The sequence below is a fragment of the Longibacter sp. genome, assembly GCF_051155795.1.
Classification (GTDB): Bacteria; Bacteroidota; Rhodothermia; order Rhodothermales; family Salinibacteraceae; genus Longibacter.
In genome coordinates this window covers 97,421-120,119 of record NZ_DAXETW010000086.1, presented here as the reverse complement: position 1 = coordinate 120,119, position 22,699 = coordinate 97,421, and the positions used below count along the sequence as shown (strand labels likewise).

The 22,699-nt window shown below is 62.1% G+C and carries 17 protein-coding genes; 8 read left to right on the top strand and 9 right to left on the bottom strand.

Annotated features, from left to right (window positions below):
* Positions 1-8: 8 nt before the first annotated feature.
* Positions 9-1,007, bottom strand: coding sequence for a ribosome small subunit-dependent GTPase A (gene rsgA, locus ACFCU0_RS09595; protein WP_434973448.1), 999 nt, complete (start codon positions 1,005-1,007; stop codon positions 9-11).
* A 205-nt stretch (positions 1,008-1,212) separates the two neighbouring features.
* On the opposite strand from rsgA, the gene ACFCU0_RS09590 reads away from it, so the two are divergent.
* Together ACFCU0_RS09590 and ACFCU0_RS09585 are read left to right on the top strand one after the other, a co-directional pair.
* On the top strand, positions 1,213-1,659 hold the full coding sequence (locus ACFCU0_RS09590) for a hypothetical protein (RefSeq protein ID WP_434973447.1): 447 nt from the start codon (positions 1,213-1,215) through the stop codon (positions 1,657-1,659).
* 36 nt (positions 1,660-1,695) lie between these two features.
* Entirely contained in the window at positions 1,696-1,935 is a 240-nt protein-coding gene (locus ACFCU0_RS09585; protein ID WP_434973446.1) for a hypothetical protein, read from the top strand.
* 145 nt (positions 1,936-2,080) lie between these two features.
* Here ACFCU0_RS09585 and lon read toward each other — a convergent pair whose 3' ends face one another.
* Positions 2,081-4,603 carry an endopeptidase La gene (gene lon, locus ACFCU0_RS09580; RefSeq protein WP_434973445.1) on the bottom strand — a complete coding sequence of 841 codons (2,523 nt, stop codon included), beginning with the start codon at positions 4,601-4,603 and terminating at the stop codon, positions 2,081-2,083.
* A gap of 496 nt (positions 4,604-5,099) precedes the next feature.
* Here lon and ACFCU0_RS09575 point away from each other — a divergent pair, with 496 nt between their 5' ends.
* The 6 genes from ACFCU0_RS09575 (at position 5,100) to hemL (ending at position 11,608) form a co-directional block, all read left to right on the top strand.
* Positions 5,100-5,807: an ACT domain-containing protein gene (locus tag ACFCU0_RS09575; protein ID WP_434973444.1), complete on the top strand. Its 708-nt coding sequence runs from the start codon at positions 5,100-5,102 to the stop codon at positions 5,805-5,807.
* A gap of 342 nt (positions 5,808-6,149) precedes the next feature.
* On the top strand, positions 6,150-6,866 hold the full coding sequence (locus ACFCU0_RS09570) for an RluA family pseudouridine synthase (RefSeq protein ID WP_434973443.1): 717 nt from the start codon (positions 6,150-6,152) through the stop codon (positions 6,864-6,866).
* Between the two features lie 73 nt (positions 6,867-6,939).
* Entirely contained in the window at positions 6,940-7,941 is a 1,002-nt protein-coding gene (gene hemF / locus ACFCU0_RS09565) for an oxygen-dependent coproporphyrinogen oxidase (RefSeq protein ID WP_434973442.1), read from the top strand.
* 169 nt (positions 7,942-8,110) lie between these two features.
* On the top strand, positions 8,111-9,433 hold the full coding sequence (gene hemH / locus ACFCU0_RS09560; RefSeq protein ID WP_434973441.1) for a ferrochelatase: 1,323 nt from the start codon (positions 8,111-8,113) through the stop codon (positions 9,431-9,433).
* Positions 9,434-9,503: 70 nt separating this feature from the next.
* The gene (locus tag ACFCU0_RS09555) at positions 9,504-10,109 is read left to right on the top strand and encodes a class I SAM-dependent methyltransferase (RefSeq protein ID WP_434973440.1); all 606 of its coding nucleotides are present in this window, start codon (positions 9,504-9,506) and stop codon (positions 10,107-10,109) included.
* A 185-nt stretch (positions 10,110-10,294) separates the two neighbouring features.
* Complete coding sequence (hemL, locus tag ACFCU0_RS09550; RefSeq protein ID WP_434973439.1) at positions 10,295-11,608, top strand: glutamate-1-semialdehyde 2,1-aminomutase; 1,314 nt, start codon at positions 10,295-10,297, stop codon at positions 11,606-11,608.
* Between the two features lie 408 nt (positions 11,609-12,016).
* Here the strand turns inward: hemL and ACFCU0_RS09545 are convergent, their stop codons facing one another.
* The 7 genes from ACFCU0_RS09545 to ACFCU0_RS09515 all read right to left on the bottom strand — a co-directional run bounded on the left by ACFCU0_RS09545 (position 12,017) and on the right by ACFCU0_RS09515 (position 22,610).
* Entirely contained in the window at positions 12,017-14,092 is a 2,076-nt protein-coding gene (locus tag ACFCU0_RS09545; RefSeq protein ID WP_434973438.1) for a protein kinase domain-containing protein, read from the bottom strand.
* A gap of 461 nt (positions 14,093-14,553) precedes the next feature.
* The gene (locus tag ACFCU0_RS09540) at positions 14,554-15,606 is read right to left on the bottom strand and encodes an FHA domain-containing protein (protein WP_434973437.1); all 1,053 of its coding nucleotides are present in this window, start codon (positions 15,604-15,606) and stop codon (positions 14,554-14,556) included.
* 57 nt (positions 15,607-15,663) lie between these two features.
* Complete coding sequence (locus ACFCU0_RS09535) at positions 15,664-17,166, bottom strand: hypothetical protein (RefSeq protein ID WP_434973436.1); 1,503 nt, start codon at positions 17,164-17,166, stop codon at positions 15,664-15,666.
* Between the two features lie 599 nt (positions 17,167-17,765).
* Positions 17,766-18,596, bottom strand: coding sequence for a protein phosphatase 2C domain-containing protein (locus ACFCU0_RS09530; RefSeq protein WP_434973435.1), 831 nt, complete (start codon positions 18,594-18,596; stop codon positions 17,766-17,768).
* A 647-nt stretch (positions 18,597-19,243) separates the two neighbouring features.
* Positions 19,244-19,972 (bottom strand): HAD family hydrolase, encoded by a 729-nt coding sequence (locus ACFCU0_RS09525; RefSeq protein ID WP_434973434.1) that lies wholly within the window; start codon positions 19,970-19,972, stop codon positions 19,244-19,246.
* Between the two features lie 628 nt (positions 19,973-20,600).
* A complete protein-coding gene (groL, locus tag ACFCU0_RS09520) occupies positions 20,601-22,226 on the bottom strand; it encodes a chaperonin GroEL (protein WP_434973433.1) in 1,626 nt (541 codons plus the stop codon).
* A 93-nt stretch (positions 22,227-22,319) separates the two neighbouring features.
* A complete protein-coding gene (locus ACFCU0_RS09515) occupies positions 22,320-22,610 on the bottom strand; it encodes a co-chaperone GroES (protein WP_434973432.1) in 291 nt (96 codons plus the stop codon).
* Positions 22,611-22,699: the final 89 nt, after the last annotated feature.

The window sequence follows — 22,699 nt, the reverse complement described above, 5'->3', positions numbered from 1 at the left end:
CCTGCAGGTCACCGTCCGAGACCTTCCTCGCCCTCCTGAAGCGAGTACAAGACATTCAGGTAGCTCTCGTACCGGCGGGGGTGAATGCCGCCGTCATCGACCGCGCGCTTTACGGCACACCCCGGTTCGTGATCGTGCGTGCAGTCCTGGAACTTGCAGTCGTCCAGGTAGGGGACGAACTCAACAAAGAAGTGAGCCAGGTCGGCAGGGTGCAGCTCCATAATTCCGAACTCGCGGATCCCGGGTGTGTCCACGATGAAGCCGCCGCCGGAGATCGGATGCAGCTCGGCAAAGGTGGTTGTGTGTTTCCCCTTTTCCGTCTTCTGGCTGACTTCGCCCGTCTCGACATCCAGTCCCGGCTCGATTGCGTTCAACAGGCTGGACTTGCCCGTCCCCGAGGGACCGGCGACGACGCTGATCTTGCCTTCCAGCTGCTCTCGCAGGGGGTCAATGCCAAGTCCTTCCGTGGCGCTCGTCCGGAGAACGGGATAGCCCAGCTCGCGGTACATCGCCTCAATGTCTTCGACCTCCGGGTCGTCGTTAAGGAGATCGATTTTGTTCAGGATGATACCGGCGGGGACGTCGAACATGTCCGCCGAGATCAGGAAGCGATCGATGAACCCGGCGTTCAGTCGGGGCATCCGGACCGACTGTACGGCCCAGGCGAAGTCGACGTTGGCGACGATCACGTGCTCCTGTCCGGCGCGACGACCGGCTGCGCGGCGGCTGAGCTTCGTCTCGCGCTCGTGAATGTCGACGATCATCCCAGTGCCGTCATCGTCGTTGATCCGAATCGTAACCCGATCACCGACGGCGACCGGGTTGGTCTGATCGGCCTCCTCCTGCTCGAGTCGGAACTTGCCGCGAACGCGGGAAGGGATCGACTCGTCGCCGACCTGGACGTCGTACCAGCTCCCTGTCGATCGCGTCACCACTCCTTCCAGAAGCTCGTCATCCATGGCCGCGTCGTCGGCTGGGGAAGGAGAAGACGTGGAAGCGTTATCCATGAAACGTACGCGTGAGTCGAGCGGGAAGCAGGGCGGGAGAAACCATCGGTGAAGGTGTTACGTCTAGTCGGTGAAGGTGCAGACGGCCGATGCGGCTGGCTGACGTTGTCACCGAACGGCACCGTGGGCGGGAGACCTACCGGCTCACGACGAACCGCGGTTACAGCACGCACACGACGCTCTCTAGATCCAACCTGACGGATCCATGACTCCTCCCGACGCTCCACACTCTGAGTCCCGAAATGACGCGTCCTCCTCTTCCTCCGAAGAGTCGAAGGATAGGTCGTCTCGCAGCGACTCGTACCGGCGCATGCGCGATGACTTCGACCGCTTAGATATGGAGAAGCAGGCCACCTTCCTGGTGGACGCGACGGTTTCCATGCTCGCGCGCGGCATCGAATCAGCCGGACGCGCCATCGCCTCAGAAATCGACAAGGCCTCGAAGAAACGCGGCAAGCCGGATCCGGCCGGCGATCCGGGACACGATCCAGGTCCTACCGGACCCGGGACGCCTTCGTCCCGTTCTGCTACGACCGGGGAGGGCCAGGACCCGCTGTCTACGCCCGATGCCCCGACCCCGGATGACGACCCGCCCCGGGATGCCTCCCGCGGCCCCTCGGCAGGCCCGGAAGAAGGCCCCGGCTCTCACTAATCCGTCCGCGCGCTACTCACGCCAACGCACCGTCCCATGCCCTCCGAGCCTCCAGATCGTCGTGTTCGGTTCAGCAACCTGAACTGGCTGGGTAAGAGCGTCTATGTCGGCGCGTCCGTACTTCGCGTGGCAGCCAAGGCGATCGACCGAACCGCCGACCGCGTGAATCGGATTGCCGAGGAATCCCGCGAGGCATACTTGCGGGAGGTGGATCCAAATATCGAAGACGCGAAAGTGATTGAGGAGACTCCGCGAGAGCATCGTTCCTCTCCATGACAGAGCATGCGACCGCGCGTCACGCGGCCAGGTCAGGCAGCGCGACGCACGATCCCGACGGATACAGCAACGCCCCGGCAGAGCCATTCTGGCTGCCGGGGCGTCGCAATGCTACACCGATGCGCCGCGTTGGCTACAATCGCCGTCAGTTCACCGACGGCTCTTCCATCACGCCGCTGCGGTCATTCTGCTGGATGATCTTCTTCTCCGACTCCGGGAGGCGGAAGAATTCCGCCGGGTCCTCGATCTGACCCTCCTCCAGCACGAGATCGATAACCTGATCCACGCGCTCCACGTAGGTCACCTCAATACCGTCCAGCGCTTCTCCGGTGATCTCCTTGACATCTTTCTCGTTCTTCTTCGGGAGAATCACCTGCTGAATGCCGGCACGCTTGGCCGCCAGCACTTTCTCCTTGATGCCTCCGACGGGCAGGACGAGTCCCCGTAGCGTGATTTCACCCGTCATCGCCACGGTGTGCTTCACGCGGCGCTGCGTGTAGGCCGACACGAGGGCCGACATCATCGTGATTCCGGCGGACGGGCCGTCTTTGGGTACAGCACCGGCCGGGACGTGGACGTGGAGATCCCAGTAGCGAAAGGCGTCCTGCGGAATGCCGAGCTCGTCCGCCCGTGCCTTGACGTAGGAGAGCGCCGCCTGCCCGGATTCCTTCATCACATCGCCGAGCTGGCCGGTGAGGGTCATGCGTCCCTGCCCCTTCGAAAGCGAGGCCTCGATGAACAGGATGTCGCCCCCGGTTGGAGTCCAGGCAAGGCCCGTGGCCACGCCCGGCACCTCCGTTCGCTCGGCCACTTCGGAAAAATACTTGCGCGCGCCGAGGTACTCCTCCAGATCATCGGGCGCGACGGAGGCATCGAACGAATCGTCTACGGCGACCTTCTTCGCCACGCCTCGCGCGACGGATCCAATCGTCCGCTCGAGCTGCCGCACGCCGGACTCGCGGGTGTAGCCGTCGATCATAAGGCTGACGGCATCGTCTTCGAATCCGATCGTCTCTTTGTTCAGGCCGTTTCGTTCGATCTGGCGGGGAACCAGGTATTGCTTCGCGATCTGGAGCTTCTCGTTCTGGGTGTACCCCGTGATCTCGATCATCTCCATCCGGTCGCGGAGGGGGGCGGGGATCCGGTCGATGTAATTGGCCGTCGCCACGAAAAGGACCTTGGACAGGTCGTAGTCCAGCTCCAGGTAGTGGTCGTTGAACTGGTCATTTTGCTCCGGGTCCAAAACCTCGAGCAGGGCTGACGAGGGGTCGCCGCGGAAGCCCGAATCGAGCTTGTCGACCTCGTCGAGCATGAACACCGGGTTGTTGGTGCCGGCCTTCTTCAGTCCTTGAAGGATGCGGCCGGGGAGGGCTCCGACGTACGTCCGCCGGTGGCCGCGAATCTCCGCCTCGTCGCGGACGCCGCCCAGGCTCATCCGCACAAACTCGCGGTCCAGTGCGCGGGCGATGCTCTGCCCGAGGCTGGTTTTACCGACGCCGGGCGGTCCATGCAGGCATAGAATCGGCGCCTTCATATCGCCTTTCAGCTTCAGAACCGCCAGGTACTCGAGGATGCGTTCTTTCACATCCTGGAGGCCGTAATGGTCTTCGTCGAGAACGGTCTCGGCGTGAGAGATGTCGAGCTGGTCCTCAGAATACGTCGCCCAGGGGAGATCGAGAATCCAGTCGACGTAGTTGCGCGTGACGGCGTAGTCGGGAGCGGCGGGATTCGTGCGGGCTAAGCGGTCGAGCTCTCGGTCGAGCGTCTCGCGGGCTTCGTCCGGGAGGTCTTTCTTGCGGGCGCGCTTGCGGAGTTCCTGAATCTCGGCATCCCCTTCGCCGTCGCCCAGTTCCTCCTGAATCGCCTTGAGTTGCTGTCGCAACAGGTACTCCCGCTGCTGCTCATCCACATCGGAGCGAACGCGCGTCCGGATCTCCTCCGATAGCTCCAGCACCTGGAGCTCTTCTTGAAGCTGCGTCAGGACCAGATCGGCGCGCTCGATGAGGTCGTTCGCCCCGAGAATGTCCTGCTTGCGGTTGACGTCCGCCTGCAGGTTCGATGCGATGAAGTGGATCAGGAACGCCGGCGACTCGATGTTCTCGATGGCGTCGGCTGCCTCGCTGGGCAGGTTCGGCGCCTTGTGAACGATCTGGATCGCCAGTTCCTTGATCGAGCGGATGCGCGCCTGGATTTCCACGTTCTCGACCTCGGTCTCGCTGTCGAGCGCGTTCACCGCGGCGCGGAAGTAGGGTTCTTGCTGCGTGTACTCGTCGATCCCGATTCGACGTTTTCCCTGAATCACGATCGAACGCGATCCGTCCGGCATCTTGATCAGCTTAAGGATCTCGGCGACGGTGCCGACCGAGTAGAGGTCCTTCGGGTCCGGCTTGTCGATATCGGCCGACTTCTGTGCCACCACACCGATGAGCCGGTCGTCCTCGAACGCCTCGCGCACCAGCTGCAGCGACGTGTCCCGACCGACGGTGATCGGGAGGACGACCCCAGGGAACAGCACCGTATTTCGAAGGACGAGAATCGGTAGTTCATCCGGGACCTCCGACTGCTTCATCATGACCTCTTCGTCGGGCGTCGGCAGGGGGATCTGCTGCTCGAGGTCGCTCGGTCCCTCGTCGTCTTCGAGTAGATCGAACAGTTCGTTCTCGTTCATATATCGGAAATTCAGTCACAATCAGAAGTCAGGAAATCCAGAGGAGAGGACGGTGATCGCACGGTCGTTCGTCCTCACCGCGGAAGGGCGCGATCATCACAACTGTCGCCGTCCGGGAAAAGCACACCACCGGTCGGTGGTTGCATTCGTTCCGGCACTCGCTTACGTCCAGCGATGCTTCACGGGATCTGCCCGGCACAACGGGTCTGGCGCTCGACGCCCGGCCGCCGGAAGAGACGAACAGTCCCGACTGATCGCAGAATTGGCGCTCGAACGCGCCGACCCTGTAGGTCAAGAATCAAGCCAGCACAGGCGGCACATAATATCCTGCCACGTTGTCACATCTGTTGGCGGAAAGGTGAGCGGAAACGATGGACTCAATGACGGGTTGGTCGGACCGGATCGTCGGTGCAGGCTTGCCTTGCCGGTCCGCTCTGATAGCTACGTGCTCGCTACGGTGGCGTCTTCGGCATTTTCTCTCAGTACACCCCCGATCATGCAGATTCTCGACATCGCTCGTGCGGCCCTCACCGGCGCGGGAGTGACCGCTCTTCTGCTTGGTGCCCTTCGCATTCTCGATATCTGGCAGGCCCCGGTCGAACCGTGGGTGCTGCTCGCTATCGCCGGCGCGTTCTTCGTCTCCGGGGCGCTGGTGCCCGCGCAGGACGCGCCCGAGCCGGGAGCTGACGAAGACCGTGAGGGGGCGGTTGCGCCCGACCCGCTCGCCGAATCCCTCGCCGAGGCGGCCGAGGCGCTTACGTCGCGGGGCACGGCGGATCTCGGAGAGCTGCTGTCGAAGATGGACCCCGTCGTTCTGGAGGCTGAGTACGTGTACATCACGGTGCCGGACGATCGCGAGGAATGGCCGGATGCGTTCACGGAGGCGGAGCCTCTGGGGACCTTCCGTGAGGACGAGGGCGAATCCTGGATCGTCGAACGAAGCGTGGCCGATGCGGCAGAGTGGTCCTACGATGCCGTCTTCCGAGGCATCACGCTGACCGTTCACTCGAGCCTGACGGCCATCGGCTTCCTTGCTGTGCTAACGTTCGCGCTCTCCGAGCAGGGCATCGCCGTCAATGTCGTTTCCGCCACGTACCACGATCATCTCCTCGTCCCGAAAGAGCGCGTCCGAGATGCGATGGCTGTTCTCCGCGGCCTACAGACAGGCGGGGCCGACATTCAGAAGGAGATGAGCGACGAGTGATACGATCCCTGAATGACCAGCGAGCGGGCCTGCTTGTGAGACGGCCCTGTCGAAACTCTCCGTGACCGGACGAGGGAGCATAATCGACGGGATGGGGAAGAAAAACGAGGCGGATCCTATCGTTCGATCGGCGCCGAGAAAAGAGGTGGTGCGGTGAGCTTCTTATCGGCGGGAGGCCCATTTCCTCAGATCGATACGGAAGCTTCCCCGCAAAGCGGTCGCCGCCGGATCGTTCCGTTCTCCGACCGCGTGGACATGCGACTATCGGGCATGCGCCTCCCAGAACGCTTCTCGAAGAGGATCGTACGGTCGATACAGCGTCCTTTTGCCTCGCACCTGACTATGACCGACATCCCGACGGACTTGCGTGTACTGCACTGCGATGACGCACTGATCGCCGTCGACAAGCCGGCCGGGATGCTCTCGCAGGCGGATCGGACAGGGGATCCGGATGTCGCTGCCGTTACGAAGGAGTGGTTGCATGAGCATCGAAACGCAGTGTCGGAGCCCTTCGTCGGACTTGTCCATCGTCTGGACCGACCCGCGTCCGGGGTCATGGTGCTCGGGCGTACATCCGACGCCGCACGCGAACTGAGCCGACAGTTTCGAGAACGGTTTGCCGAGAAGCGATACCTCGCCGTCGTAGAAGGAGAAATGAAGGGGATGGGCACGTGTGTCCATTTCATCGCGAAAAAGGGGCGTGAGCCGATGATTGTAGGACCCGACGATCCAGACGGCAAGCGCGCGGTCCTGCGCTGGCAGGCGCTGGCTCCTGGCGCAGATGCGTCGGTCGTGCAGGTGCACCTGGAGACCGGCCGTCCCCACCAGATCCGACTTCAACTTTCCGACGAAGGTTTCCCGATTATCGGGGACCTTCGTCATGGTGGACAGCGGGAGCTCGATGGCCGGAATCTGGCCCTGCATCAGGTACTGTTACGCGTCGAACATCCATCTACCTATCGAATGATGACGTTTACGGCTTCTCCGCCCGCTACGTGGCACCGCGTGTTGACGTCGGAGCAGCTCGAGGGCATTGCCGGTGCGATGCAGGGCTCGTGAGAAATATGCATCCCGGTTCGGCGCGTGGCCGGCGTCCCTTTCCTTTTCCATTCCAACCATCCCGCAGTCCTTTATGGCTGACTCCTTTGAGCGCGTTGACAAGCTTCGCCAGGAACCGCGCACCGACATTCCCATGGCGCATCGAATGCAGCGGTTTGTCGAGGCGTTGCAGCTTCGTATCGTCAAGAAACTGGAAGCGATCGACGACTCGACCTCGTTTCGGCTCGACAACTGGGAGCGCGACGGGGGCGGGGGCGGGCTGACGGCGGTGTTCGACGACGGGAAGGTGTTCGAGAAGGGAGGCGTCAATACGTCGGCTGTGCACGGCGAGTTACCGGAGCGGATGGTTGAGGCGTTCGGCGTTGAGCCGAAGCCGTTCTTCGCAACCGGCCTTTCCCTCGTGATCCACCCGCGCTCGCCCTGGGTGCCTACAGTCCACGCCAATTTCCGCTACTTCGCACTCGGCGACGATCTGATGGACCCGGATGATCAGTGGTTCGGGGGTGGTGCCGATCTGACGCCGTATTATCCGGCGCTCCAGGACGCCCGGCACTTTCATCGCGTGTGGAAGGAGGTCTGTGATCGGCACGACGTGGCGGACTACCGGGACTTTAAGGAGCAGTGCGACGAATATTTCTACCTGCCGCACCGGGAGGAGGCACGAGGCGTCGGCGGGATCTTTTACGACTACCTTCGGGACGACCCGGAAGGGACGTTCTTCTTCAGCCGCGAGGCTGGACGGCGATTTCTCGACAGCTACGTTCCCATCGTGGAGCGTCACAAAGACCGGTCGTACGGGGAGACGGAGCGAACGTACCAGGAGGTTCGGCGCGGACGGTATGTGGAGTTCAACCTGCTCTTCGATCGCGGAACCAAGTTCGGGATCGAGACGCGAGGCCGGACGGAGAGTATTCTGATGAGCCTGCCACGAAGCGTCCAGTGGAGGTATGATTGGCACCCGGACCCGGGGAGCAAGGAGGAACGTGCCCAGTGGTTCTTCACGCCGCGGGACTGGTTTGCGGTAGATCCCGACGACGTGCCTGCAAGTGAAGGCGACGGGCAAACGTCCTCGTGATCTACACCTATCGTTCTGTATGTTCAAACCAATTATTTCATTCGGGCACGAAATGCACACATCCTTTTGGGGGAAAGTTCAACGCCCCTGAGGAACGGAAAACGGCGATCTGGTGCTTAATACGTAACCCGACCAGGGCCCTTTGCCCGTCCGGAAAGCCTCCGACCGAATGAATGCTCGTGAGTACGTAGCCTACCACTCGACCTCCGCGCCGGCGATTCCCGGTGTCCCGTCATCTCCCGCGCCTATCCCGGTGACGGACGGGGACACCATCGGTGTGGTGTGTCTGTGTCCGGGAGGACCGTCCTCGTTGGACGACGTGTCGCGATTCTTGTACGACCTCTACATGGATCCCGCCCGGCTGGATCTTGGCATGGGAGGCTTCGTCCGCCACCTGTATGCCCGGCTCATGGCAAACCTACGCGCCTCCTCGGTTCGCGAACGCTATGAGGTGATCGGGGGACGCTCTCCGCTACTACAGCTTGCCGGGGAGCAGTCCGGCGCACTGGAGCGCCATCTCAATCGCGCGTTCACCGACGGCGTTGACTTTCGGGCATATGTCGCGCATCGACACGGCTCTCCAAGCTTCGAGGACGCTGCGCGGCGGATGCAGGACGACGGCGTGGATCGAATCGTGCTGCTCCCGATGGCGCCGCATTACGCCACGGCCCGTGCCCGCTCCTGGATTCGCTACTGGGAGACGCTGGAACGGACCGGTCACATCCCCGCGTGGCCGCGAACGGCGATCCATGAGTACGCCGCCAACCCCAAGCTCGTGCAAGCCGTCAGCGAGCGGATCGATCAGGCGATGCAGCGCTTTCCGAAATCCGTCCGTCCGGACATCCATCTTCTGTTTACCGCGACGGGACTCCCGCCGAGCGATCGCGACCGGCGATGCGACCCTTCGTGTTGCCTGGCCACGCGGACCGTCGATCATGTCATGCAGCACCGCGGTACGGACCGCTGCTTTAGCATCGCGTTTCAGTCCGAGGTCGGCCCGGCCCTTGCGCTTGCTCCTTCCGTTCGACGCGAGGCGGACCGTCTCGTCGAGGAGGGGTGCCGCGCGGTCCTGATCGTGCCGGTATCGTTCGTGGCCGACCGCCTCGAGACGTGCGTTGACCTCGACATCGACCTTCGGGACCACCTCAACCAGGCGGGGGTCGACCACGTGGAGGTGACCAGCGGCCTCAACACACATCCGCTCTTTATCGAGGCACTGGCGGAGGCGGTGGTCTCTCAGTGCCGGCTTCCCGACAGCCTGTCCCGCTACCGGGTGCAGGGCGACGGTGCGCCGCCGGACTATCCCCTGGCGCCACTCCGTGATCTCATGACGGAGCCGGTCGAGGATCGCTCCGTTCTGTGTCCTGCCTGCAGCGGCAACCTGCTGGCCCGGGCCTGGGGAGACACCGCGCCGCAGCGCATAACGCCGCGTCCGACCCGTCGACCCATCCCGATGACGCCCGTCCCGACCGAATCCAGCCTCGGTTCCTGAGACGGACCGCCGTCGGCCGGTCTTCTGCTCCTTCGCGCTCTCTCGTCGCAATAGACTCGTCCGTGTCACCATGCATGCTCCGTCGGATCACCTCCTCCGAACGATGGCGGCCGTCCCCGTCAACAGTTATATCCTCGACCTCGGCTGCGAGGAGGGGAGACATACAGAACCACTTCTTCGCCTCGGATTCCCCGTTCACGGATGCGATCCCCGACCGGAAGCGGTGGCAAAAGCGCGGGACCGGGTGGCGGAGATTGTCGGGCCGGAGGACGCGGAAACGTGCGTTCAGATCGCGACGCTGGATGCAATGGAGTATCCGGAAGACGCCTTCGACTGGGTGATCGCGTACCGCGGGGAGATCTTCGGCGACTCCGACGACGATGTCTTTCGCCTCTTGTCGGAAGCCCGGCGCATGCTGAAACCGGGCGGGTGGACCTACGTCACGTTTCCCGCAGCCGCGAAGGACGTGGATGAGCAGGAGCGGACAGCCGGTGACGGTGCGCCGACAGACATGCCTTCTGCCGTGGACGAGAATGCGGTGTCGATCCGAGCACTGGAAGCGCAGCAGGAGCGCGCAAATCTGGCGGTTGCATCGGCCCCGGAAATCGTTAAAGAGCTGGGCGAATTTCGCGTTCGGGCCATCTTTCGGCGCGTCGATCCCAACACGCCCGTGTAGGTCGCCCGGTCGCTGATATGTTGCAGGACCGTCGACCGATCGCGGGTGCGATACCCGGCGACAGGGATCGCACGCCCCGCTGGATCATACGATAAGGTGATGGTGGTCAGTGACCGGGCGCCGCACTGACCGTTGAAGTAATCGTTCCCGGTTCATAGCGATCCTCACAGCACGTCAAGAAACATATGGACATCGCTCCACCGAAGCTCGATATCGGTACGAGCAAGACCCTTTACGACGAAGCCCGGAAGAGCATTCCGGGGGGCGTGAATTCCCCAGCCCGTGCGTTCAAGAGCGTCGGTGGTACGCCGCTGTTCATCGAATCCGCTCAGGGAGCGTACATGACCGATGTCGACGGCAACGAATACGTCGATTACGTCGGCTCCTGGGGGCCGATGATTTTCGGGCATGCGGATCCCGATGTCGTGCATGCGGTGCAGGATCAGGCGACCTCGTCGACATCGTTCGGGGCTCCCACGCGCATTGAGATCAACGTGGCCGAGCTCGTGTGCGATCTCGTTCCGTCGATCGAATCCGTTCGGATGGTCAACTCCGGCACGGAGGCGACCATGAGCGCGGTCCGCGTCGCGCGCGGCTACACGGGACGGGATAAGATCGTGAAGTTCAAAGGTAACTACCACGGACACGGCGACTTCTTCCTGATGGAGGCCGGCAGCGGCCCGCTGACGCACGGTGAGCCGAACTCGCCGGGCGTTACCGCCGGCAATGCCCGGGACACCCTTCTCGCCGAGTATAACGATGTGGGCAACGTTCGCGACCTCGTCGAAGCCCACGACGGGAATGTCGCCTGCATTATCGTGGAGCCGATCGCCGGCAACATGGGCTGCATTCCCCCGGAGCCGGGATTCCTCGAAGGGCTGCGCGAGATCTGCGACCAGCACGGCATCGTGCTAATCTTTGACGAGGTGATGACCGGATTCCGCGTCGCTCCGGGCGGCGCCCAGGAACGCTATGGCGTCATTCCCGACATGACCTGTCTCGGAAAGATTATCGGTGGCGGGCTCCCGGTAGGTGCGTACGGTGGCAAGAAGGAAATCATGAATCACGTCTCTCCGGTGGGGCCCGTCTACCAGGCCGGGACGCTCAGTGGCAACCCGCTCGCGATGCGCGCCGGACACGCGGTATTGTCGAAGATCAAGGAGAAAGGCGATTCCCTCTACGACGAGCTTGAGGAATACGGTGCCGCGCTGGAGGCCGGCATGGCGGACACGCTCGATCGCCTCGGACTGGACTATTATCAGACGCGCGTCGGTGCGATGGGCTGCCTCTTTTTCACCGATCAAAAGGTGATCGACCAGACCACGGCGAAAACAACTGACGCAGAGCGATACGCGAACTACTTTCACGGACTGCTGGAGGAAGGCGTTTACTTTGCACCGTCCCAGTTCGAAGCCTACTTCTTCGGGACGGAGCACGGCGACAGGGAACTCGAACACACGCTGAAGGCACAGCACGACGTGCTTAAGCGCATTCACTGACGTGTGGGGAAACGCATTCCCCGAGATAATCGGCGCCTCCGGAGGCTCATGCTCTTCGGGGGCGTTTTTTTGCGTTAGTGCGTTGGTGCGTTAGTGCGTTGGTGCGTTGCGGCGTCGGGGGGGCGTGGGCCTCTTTGTTGCCCTGTGGTCGATCCGCGGTGGGGTAGGCTGTCGTCTTGCTGATGTCGGGCATCAGATATGGATTCTCCCCTTCTCAGGATGGCGCTCGGGTGCAGAGGTTGTGCAGGAGCCGATGGCGACGGTGTCGGAGAGGGTCGGCGGCACGTCGCACAACCTCATCCTGGAAGGCTTGAGTGGCGAGACCCACGGGAAAAAGAAAACCGCCGCATGCTCGGAGGGAGCGATGCGGCGGTATCCCGTACATCGAATCGTGTGTGCTCGAACGTTCTACGGGGTCCAGAGCTTCACGTCGTTGTCCTTGCTACCGGAGAGGACGTAGCGTCCATCCGGGGAGAAAGCGATGGCGTTAACGCCGTCTGCATCCCCTTCAAATACGTATCCGAGGCTTCCCGTATCGACCTTCCAAAGCTGCACCTTCATGTCGCTGCTGCCGGAGAGCACGTACTGGCCGTCCGGGGAGAAGGAAACAGCGATGACGAGGCCGGAGTGGCCGTCAAACGTGCGCAGCAGGTCGCCGGACTCGACGTCCCAGAGCCGGGCCGTCATGTCGTCGCTTCCGGACAGGGCATAGCGACCGTCAGGGGAGAAGGAGACGGAAAACACGTAGGTCGAGTCCCAGTCGCCTTCGTCGAAGGTGCGAACGACCGAGCCGGACTCGACGTCCCATAGCTTCAGCGTACCCGACTGTCCGCTACCCGTCAGAACGTACTTGCCGTCCGGAGAGAAGGCGAGCGAGAAGATCGCTTCCGGGTTGTTATCGAAGGTCCGCACGACGTTGCCCGTCTCGGTTTCCCACATGCGGAGCGTGCCGGCCTGTCCACAGCCCGACAGGACGTACTTTCCGTTAGGAGAAAACGTAGAGGCGAGGACCGCCTCCGAGCGGCGTTCGAAGGTGCGCACCGCCTGGCCCGTCTCCACGTTCCAGAGGCGGACATGACCGTTCGAGCTTTCCGATACGAGGTGATTTCCGTCTGGAGAAAGGGCGACGGAGATCGGCTGACTGTCTAGACCGGTAAACGTTTGAATTTGACGGCCTGTGACAACCTCCCAGAGCTTCACGGTGTTGTCCTCGGCGCCAGACAGGGCGTACTGACCGTCAGGCGAGAACGCGACGGCGTTGACCCAGTCGGCGTTTCCGTCGAGCGATCGGACGATGTGGAGGCGCTGTCGCTGCGGCTGACCATCTTGCGTGCGTGCGGGCGCCGGGTCCGAGGCTTCGGCTGTGGCCGTTTCTGTTGACGCCGCTGAGGCCGGCTCCATGCCCTCGTCGCCCGGGCGGTAAACCTGCGTTTCGGGTGCGTTCGTCGGCACGCCGTTGCCACCGCCGTCGCCGTTGGGTCCACCGCCAGATGCCGCGCCGCCGCCCTGGGGGACTTCGACCTCTTCCCCTGGATCCTTCGAGTTGAGGGCATCGGCGAGATCCTGTCCCGTCTGGTAGCGATCATCCGCGTCCTTCATCAGGAGCTTGGCGATGATCATCTCGAGCCAGTCCGGGCACTGGGGGTTGTGGCGGCTCGGCGGGGTGTAGGACTCGTGCAACACTTTGTAGACGACGCTCATGGGGTGACCGCCGGTGTGGGGCAGGGTACCGGTGACCGACTCGTAGAGTACGACACCCAGACTGTAGAGGTCGCTTCGGGGATCGACGTCGTTGCCGCGAGCCTGCTCCGGGCTCATGTATTCCGGCGTGCCCAGGACGGTGCCAGTCTGCGTGAGGCGCGACTCGCTGGATGCGTAGGCAATGCCGAAGTCCATCAGGACCGGCCGGCCGACGTCCGTGACCATCACGTTCGAGCTTTTCACGTCCCGGTGGACGGTGTCCCGCGTGTGGGCATAACCGAGCGCTTCCGCAACCGGGGCAATGAGGGCGACGGCTTCCTCCGGGGGGAGGGGGCCGCCCTCCTGAATGATCTCGTGCAGATCGCGACCGGTCAGATACTCCATCGCCATGTAATGCACGCCGTTCATCTCACCCTCGTCGAAGATGGTGACGATGTGCGGGTGATTCAGCATGGCAGCCGACCGCGCTTCCCGGTGAAATCGCTTGAGAAGCTTCTGGTCGTGGGTGAGGCCCTGGGGGAGCACCTTCAGAGCGACAGGCCGACCGAGACTTGACTGCACGGCCTTGTAGACGATCGCCATCCCGCCGCGGCCGAGCTCTTTTTCAATCTCATACTGCGACGCCATCGCGTCGCGAACGATAGTCTCGGGGTTGGAAAAGCTCCCCGTGCCCGCAGATGTCGTCGGCGGGTCTTCAAGCCACTCCCCGCAATGCTTGCATTTGCGGGCTGCCGCGAGAATCTCTTCGTGGCAATAGGGACAACGCTTGTTGGCTTCGGACATGTCCTGGCTGCGATTAGTGCGCGACATCCGGTGGGTTGGGGGCGAAAGCCAACGGCCCGGATGAATGCGAGTAGGAGCCGGAGCGCGAAGACTCCGGTACGACTGATTATGTAGGGAGGGACCCGGAAAGGCGATTGTTCGGCGCTCGAAGGCCGGCAGGCGTGCGCCATGCCGCCGAATTGCGATGGGGTGGGGTGAAGGCGAAGCCGCCGTTCCGGAAGCGCACAGCAGGTGCGGACGCACCAGTACGCGTCGCCCGTAAGGGAGCAATAAGTCTGCCAGCTTTAAACCGCCCCTGAAACGCCGCCTGCTACGACAGAAAGGGATGTTCCCGTCGCGGGGGCTCTTCGAAAGCAGGCCCGAACCTCCGGAAGGAAGTCCGGGCCTTGGGGCAGATAAACCCAGTGTGAGGGGCGTTTACGTGCGCGGGCCGGATGTCCTCGAAGCGAACGAGTCGATGACTAGTCTCTCTCGTAGCGGAGCATCATTTCTCCCATCCGGATCATGTCGCCATCGTCAAGTTCAACCATGGCTTCCGCTTCGACCGGGTCCCCGTTCACCATCGTCGGGTTGGTCGTGCTCTTATTCTTCAGGTAGATGTCCTGATCCTTCTGGACGATCTCGGCTTGCATGCGGGAGACGGTCCGATAGGTGTCACCGAGCTGGATGTGGGCGAAGGCACGCTCACCTTCCACTTCGGCCCGACCCATGGTCACCACGTTGCCTTCCGGCGTCGGATGACCGGCGATTCGGAACTCCTTGCCCTGATCCGGGCCCGCGGCTACGACCAGCTTGCCGGGGATGAACTTCATCGTTTTCGGTGGAGCCTTAAACTTCAGCGTGGCGGGGCCGCCGCTGCCGCTTCCCGACGAGCTGGAACTGGACTTGATGCGTTGCTCGGCCTCATCGCCGTCGCCGCCCATCTCCGTCGTCGTAAAGTCGGTGCTGTTCAGGCCCGAGGCAGCCTTCTTGAGCTCTTCCTCCTGGCGCTTGCGCGCCTCGTCGGCTGCTTTCTTGGCTTTCTCCTCAGAGGATGAATAGATCGAATACCCAACGGCGGCGATCACGACAAAGCCAAGGAGCGTCAGGCCGAAAATAGGCCAGAAACCGAGGCCGGGCTGCAGGCGCTCGCTTACGCTGCCTCCCTGAGTTGTCGGCGAGTTCGTTCCGGAGAGAACCTCGCGACCGTCCTCATCGATGAAGGCCGACTGATTGAACGGGCTGATCGAGACGACACCCACAACCTGGACCTGCGAGGTGACCGGGGGCGGGCTGTCCGTCGTGCGGACTCGGAGCGTTTCTCCCGTGTCGCCACGAAGGATGTAGTTCATCGTGGCGTTGTTACCGCCGGAGCTTTCCACGTGCTCGTCTACGACCCCCGATACCGAGACCGACTGGTCGGAATACTTGCCCGGGTTTTCGACGATCTGCTTGATGGTCACCTCTTCTTGCGCTTGCGCCGGGATTGAGAACGCAAACGCGAGCAGGGCGATCATCCACAAAATGTTTTTCATGGGGATCACTTCTCGTTGTTGGAGCCGGTTAGACATGTGTGGTGGGGCTTCGACAGGTTAGTTCTCGCTTGTAATCCCGACACGAACGACGCCCTTCCATTGCTCGCCATCATAGAGCGGCCAGACGACTTCGCGGAGAGGGGAGCCGTTCTTCGTGACTTCGTAGTGATACAACGCGGGCGTCTTCGACGTCTTCGACCATTGACCGTCGGTGTAGTCGATCTGCGCGCGGTTGAACGCATGGGAAGCAGTGACTTCCCCGTTTTGATTCTGTACAGCGTAGTAGTCGAGCACGGAGAGTCGGTCGACAATCGGGTTGAACGCGTTCACCCGATCACTTGCAAGGTAGGCAGCACCCAGCAGCGTCGCAACCGCACTTCCGGTCCCGGGATAGGCCGACGTAAATTCGTAGTCGTACAGGGCCTGCCAGTGCGATTCCTGCTGAACATCGCTCAGAACGGATTCGAGAATCACATTTTCTTCGGGAACGGTGTCCCGGTTGTACTGCACGAGCAGGTAGCCGGTATCGATCGGGCTGATCAGCCAGGCGCGCTGGCTGGACTCGGCCGTGAGCAGGGAGACCGTTCCGGACGCCGTACGCACCAGCTCCGACGAGGGGAGTCGGGCATCATCCGCACCGTAGAAGGCAACATCTGCCTGCAGGTCTCGGGTGACCGTATACACGCTTTCGACGTAATCGGGAAAGCGAATCCGTGGGAAGCTGGTTTTCGCGTAACTCATTGCCCGGTTTGCGGTGACACCGTCGAGAAGACGATTCCCGAGACGAGCGATGGGCTCGAGCATGCGCCCACGAACCGCCATGACTGCGGTCATGATGGTCTCCGGGTCGGCGTCGCGCGTCGCCAGGCGTTTTGACAGCCCGAAAGCTTCGTCGAAGTCGGTTTGTACCAGGTACAGTCGCGTGAGGCGCTGCGCCGCCGTATCCCACGTCAGAAAGTTCTGGTCCGTGCTCCAGCCGTCCAACATGCGCCGGTAGCGCGAGGCGGCGGACCGGTAGGAGCGGACGCGCCGGGCGGATTCGCCGCAGTAGTAGTGCTGCGGGAACGAGGCGTCGGTGAAGTCCGGAAAGGCGGTGCAGTATGCATTGACCCGCCCATGATCGCCGTTCTCGAACGATGACTTGGTCGCGGCCTCGATGTCTGCCGTTACTCTCGCACGAAACCGCGCTTCCGCCCCGCTCGGCAGGTACGCCTGCTGTTCGACGACTTGAAGAAAGTTGCGAACCTCCGACGTGGAGGGCGTACCACCGAATGACCCGTACAGGTCTTCAAGCGTGTTCTCGATTTTCTTGCGGACGCGGGGGATATCACAGTTTTCCGCGGCCGTCCGGAGGACGCGCAGCGCAGCTGTGTAATTATTGCGGCGAATCTGGCGATTGGCCAGGTTGATCTGGCGACCGGCGAAGTCTTCGCAGGCAACCGCGCGGATCGAACCGTCAAAATCAGGTTCGGATGCACCGCCGGCCGGCATCACCGTCGCCTCCGCAGGTAGCGGGGCGTACATGACGAGGGTCAGCAGGCTGGAAAGTAGGACAATCAAGGCATTCATTCGTACGAGCAAAACCCTCAATCATAGGGGGCGATGGGGCCGGACGTGATCGTTGGGTCCGGTGTCGGGCGCGTCAGCGCTAACGGTCAAATGCGCTACCGGTCAAAAGACGACGGGACCGGTAGGCGCGGGCCGTGCAAAGTCATGTCATCTTGACGACCGGTGCGCGTGGTATCGGTCGGGAACGTGAGGAATGATGCACGGGACATTCAGGCGACGCACGGGCACGCTCCGGCGGAGGCGTCGAAGAAAAAGAACAGCAGGCGTCCACAAAGTAACGCTGTGCCTCTACGGTCAACCGGTACGCGATCATCATGCAATCATGACGCCGACGGCCGATCCGAGGCAATATAGGCAGGCGTATGATGCAATGCGAACCTGACACAGAACAGAGGAAATACCGCCTTTAGCCGCGGTCCAGCACATACTTCGTGCCTTCCCGTGTGGCATGCCGTGCGCAAACGAAAAAATCATGTACGGGTCCCGTCGTCGCAGGACGAGGGCCTGATGCCCGGCGGTTGATCCAACGAGGGCTCTGCATCGTGCCGTTCCACAGGTACACGCATACTCACGTACTGCTGCCGTCTGGATCAGGCGTGCTCCTGCTGCTTCGGCGGGAAGGGGTAGGTGCGAACCCGTCCCAGTTCTCGTTGCAGACTCCCGGCTTCCGCAAGAACGACGGAAATGTTATCGGTCGAGCCGGAGTAGTAGGCGAGCGAAACGAGGGACTCAGCCGCCGTCTGTAGATCCGGCGTACCGAGCATGTAGGACTTAAACAGTTGCTCCTGCTCCTTCAGTTTATCGACAATCAGCCCGTCCGAACAAAGGAGAAAGCCGTCGTGCCCGTCGAGGCGGAACGCGGGATTGTCTCTGGGAAAAAAATCAGGCTCGTCGCCGCTTCCGTCGAGAGTCTTATTGATGATATGGCCGTACTGCGCCACGAATTTCGGGTCGAGGTTGTCGTTACCGGCCTTATTTTTAAACTCCTGCAGGTAGGAGTGGTCTTCGGTGATCTGCTCGATCACCTCACCGTTCAGGTAGTAAACCCGCGAGTCTCCGAGGTTACCAACGACGAAGTGGTCCTGGTGGCCGAGCACGCAGGTGAGGGTGGTTCCCATCCCCTCCAAGGACGGGTCTTCCTCCGTCACCTCACGAATGGCCTTCTGGGCCCGGTCATACATCTCGGACAGAATGTCCTTGAGGTCGGCCACCTCGACGCTGTGCTCGAATCGCTCCTCGAGGTATTCCTCCGCGGTGGAGAGTGCCGTCTTGCTGGCGATTTGTCCGCCGGCGACGCCGCCCATCCCGTCGGCGACGGCAAAAAAGAACGAGTCCGGGCCTGGGTAACAATGTAAAACGTCATCCTGATTTACATCCCGGCGTCCGGGGAACGTCGTTCCGTGCGCAGAAATAGGGAGCATTGCAAACTAACCGGTCTTTCTGAAGTCCGTGGGGCGGCCGCCGCCGCGGGGTGGTGCGGAGGCAGGCGGGGGAGAGACCATCGAATCGCGCGCCGGGATGGGGCGCTCCGACCGGATAGGTCGCTCCACGTGCTAATGATGGTAGGGCGAAGGGAGCCGGAATTACAATTCGCGATATCCGAAACTCGCCGCGAAAGCGTCCGGCTCCGGGTCCGTCGAGACCTCGCAAGGGTGCGGCCCTCGAGCCATCACGGCGAGGGGACGGAGGCGTAACATACAGATAAAGGTGTACCTTCAGGTCAAAAGGCTACGCTATCGCGCGGGTTTCACCGCGTCTTCGGAACCGGGCATCGGAAACGCCGGCGCATGCCGGTCTGCCTGCTCTCGGTTCAGAGAGGCGTCGGAGGCTTTCATGAAGGGATTAGAGGCGGGCGATCGGCCGTGTTCGGATTGATGCTCCACGGTCGGTCAAATCGATCTCCCGCACGTCGCCGTATTACCTGCATAAAGACCGTGCCACGACGGGCCAAGAGACATCATGCACCTCGCCCGGTACGGCGCGCTCCGTATGCATACGTTTGTACGCCGCGCAAATGCCGAGGCGGTAGCCTTCGTTCCGTCGGGCGCCCGGACAGGATGACCGCTCCTCATCGTGTGGCTCGTGGGGAGGCCGGCGATCCGTTCCGAGAGCGAGGAGATCCCACGCCGAGTGCGTCGAGCGCATCACTGATCGACGCGAGATCTTCCAACAGTGCATCCGGTTTGTGAGGCGACAAGTCCTGCCGCGAGTAATGCCCGGTACACACGGCCACGGCCCGCGCGCCAGAGGCACGACTGCACTCAATGTCACGCCGTGTGTCCCCGATCACCGTCACGTTCGTTTGTTCAAACCGAATGCCGGTGTGATTGTGTGCGCGATCGATGGCGAGGGAGGGGAGCCGGTTCCGGTCTGCGTCGTCGCAGCCGAACGCGCCGAACGAGAAGTACGCGCCGAGCTCCACCACGTCCAGCTTCCGGTAAGCCATCGGCTCCACATTTCCGGTGACAAGTCCCAGGCAGACATCCGAGCGCTCGTGCAAATGGTCCAGCAGGTCGCGGACACCGGGGAGGACGGTCACATCCGATGATGTCATGCCCGGATGGGCCACGCTCACGTACACATCGAGGGCGTCTCGTACAAGCGTTTCACTGGCCTCCACATTATTCGCGTGAAAGACCTCCGCCATGATCTGGAGATCGGTTTTCCCGGAAAAGCGGACGTCTTCCGTATGGAGTTGCCGCCCGACGAGGTCGGAAAGCGCCTGTTCGACGGCAGCACGCGTCGACCCGTTGGTTCGAACGAGGGTTCCGTCGATGTCAAACAGCAGGAGATGCATAGTAATGCTTCCGGATGCGAACGGACGAAGGGGGGCGTGGACGAACATACGTGCATCCGTAGCAACGTCGGGTCTTCGGGTGGGTTCACCCCGGTGCGTAACATGATCGTACGTACGCGCGCTAAGCAGCCAGCAGGTTCAGGTCGGCGGGCGGCGGAGTGCTACCGCTGCGTGCACCGCGAAGCCGGTACGGACGGCGATGGTGTGCGATCCGGCACGGGGACCGTGCGCGACCGCACGGTGGTCACGTCGGCAAGCGCCCGCGTCTCGCGTCACACGACGTTCAGATCGGGCGGCACGGTCGTTGGAGGAGTTGGAGGTGACCGAGAGGCGGCGATGACGCGTCTCCGGGTGGGCGGTGAGGATGCCGATCCGGCGCGCAGCCGCTGAAAGCGGAGACTCAACCTTCATCGAGCGGGTCCGCAACGTGGATCCATTCGAGGCGCCGGGCGGCGCGGTTGGGGCTCCGTTTTTATTTGTGGGGACTGTCGTTCGGAAATAGCCTGTAGGCGCATGGTATTATCCCCAGGGTGATTTCACGGGAGAAAGAAAAACGGGGCGTCGTCCGAAGACATCGCCCCGCTTCCTTCCCGCCTGATTTGGCGGACAACGGCTTCAGACGATGGACTTAGAAGTCCATGTCGAAATCGCCCATGCCGCCACCGTCGTTCTTGTTCTTTGACGGAATACGTGCCACGATCGACTCCGTCGTCAGCAGCAAACTGGCAATCGACGCGGCGTTTTCGAGGGCAGACCGCGTGACCTTCGTCGGATCGATCACGCCCTCCGATAGCAGGTTGCCGTACGTATCGGTCCGGGCGTTGAAACCGTAGTCATCCTTGCCCTCCAGCACATTCTGGACGACGATGGATCCTTCGAACCCGGCGTTCTCCGCGATCTGGCGGAGCGGGGCTTCGAGTGCTCTGCGGACGATGTCGACCCCCGTCTGCTGGTCCGCGTTTTCAACGTCCAGATCATCCAGGGCACCGAGCGACCGGAGATACGCGATTCCGCCGCCGGCCAGAACCCCTTCTTCCACCGCTGCGCGGGTGGCGTGGAGGGCATCTTCGACGCGCGCCTTCGTTTCCTTCATCTCCGGCTCGGTTGCGGCGCCGACTTTGAGAACCGCGACACCGCCGGAGAGCTTGGCCAGGCGTTCCTGCAACTTCTCACGGTCGTAGTCCGAGGTAGAGGCCTCAATCTGCTGCTTAAGCTGGCTGATCCGGCCGGTGATCTGCTCTGGCTCCCCGGCGCCGTCCACGAGGGTCGTGGTGTCCTTCGTAATGACGATCCGCTTGGTCGATCCGAGGTATCCGAGCGTGGCATTTTCCAGTCGGTAGCCCTTCTCTTCCGAGATGACCGTTCCACCGGTCAGCACGGCGATGTCCTCGAGCATGGCCTTTCGGCGATCGCCGAAGCCGGGGGCCTTCACCGCAGCCACTTTAAGCGTACCGCGCAGCCGGTTGACGACCAGCGTGGCTAGCGCTTCGCCCTCGATGTTCTCGGCAATGATGAGAAGCGGCTGGTCGGACTGGGCGACTTTCTCCAGAATCGGAAGGAGGTCTTTCATCGCAGAGATCTTCTTCTCCACGATCAGGATAGCAGCATCCTCGAGGATGACCTCCATGTCCTCCGAGTTTGTCACGAAGTACGGAGAGAGATAGCCGCGGTCGAACTGCATGCCTTCCACGACGTCCAGGTGGGTCTCGAGGCCTTTCGCCTCCTCAACGGTGATCACGCCGTCCTTTCCAACCCGGTCGAACGCGTCGGCAATCAGGTCGCCGATCTCAACGTCGTTATTCGCCGAGATCATCGCGACCTGCGCGATTTCGTTCTTCCCGGAGATGTCGCGCGAGTGGGCGTGCAGGTCGGCGACGATGGCTCGGACCGCCGCGTCGATGCCCCGCTTCAGGTCCATCGGGTTCGCGCCGGCCGTGACGTTCTTCAGGCCGGTGTTGATGATCGCCTGCGCGAGGACGGTTGCCGTGGTCGTGCCGTCGCCGGCAACGTCGGACGTCTTGGAGGCCACCTCCTTGACCATCTGTGCACCGATGTTCTCGATGCGATTTTCCAGTTCGATCTCCTTGGCCACGGTCACACCATCTTTCGTGATCGTGGGTGAGCCGAACGACTTTTCGAGAATCACATTCCGGCCTTTGGGGCCGAGCGTTACTTTTACCGCATTGGCGAGCGTGTCGACGCCCCGTTTGAGGGCTTCACGCGCCGGTGCATCGAACAGAATCTGCTTCGACATGGGATCAGGCTATCAGGTTAAATGAGTAGGTGGCCGCGGGAGCGGATCCGGAATGCAGAAGGGATGGCCCGATGGGCGGGCGGCGCGAGCGGACTAGTCGTCGATACGACCGAGCAGATCCGTCTCGCGCATGATTAGAATGTCTTCGCCGTCGATCGTGATCTCGGTGCCGGCGTACGAACCATACAATACGTCGTCACCTTCCTTCACATCCATAGCGATCTGGTTGCCGTTTTCGAAACGTCCGGGGCCCACCGCGAGGATGGTTCCGCGCTTCGGCTTTTCCTTGGCGGTATCGGGAATGAAGAGGCCGCCCGCTGTTTTTTCGTCGGCCGGTGCGGGGCGAACAGCCACGCGGTCAGATAGAGGTTTGAACGTTGCCATTCTTCGGTTCGATCATTGATGAAACCACAGGGGATAGGTCATGCAACAGCCGGAGACCGTCCGCTGCCGTTGCGATTCGGCGCCCACAC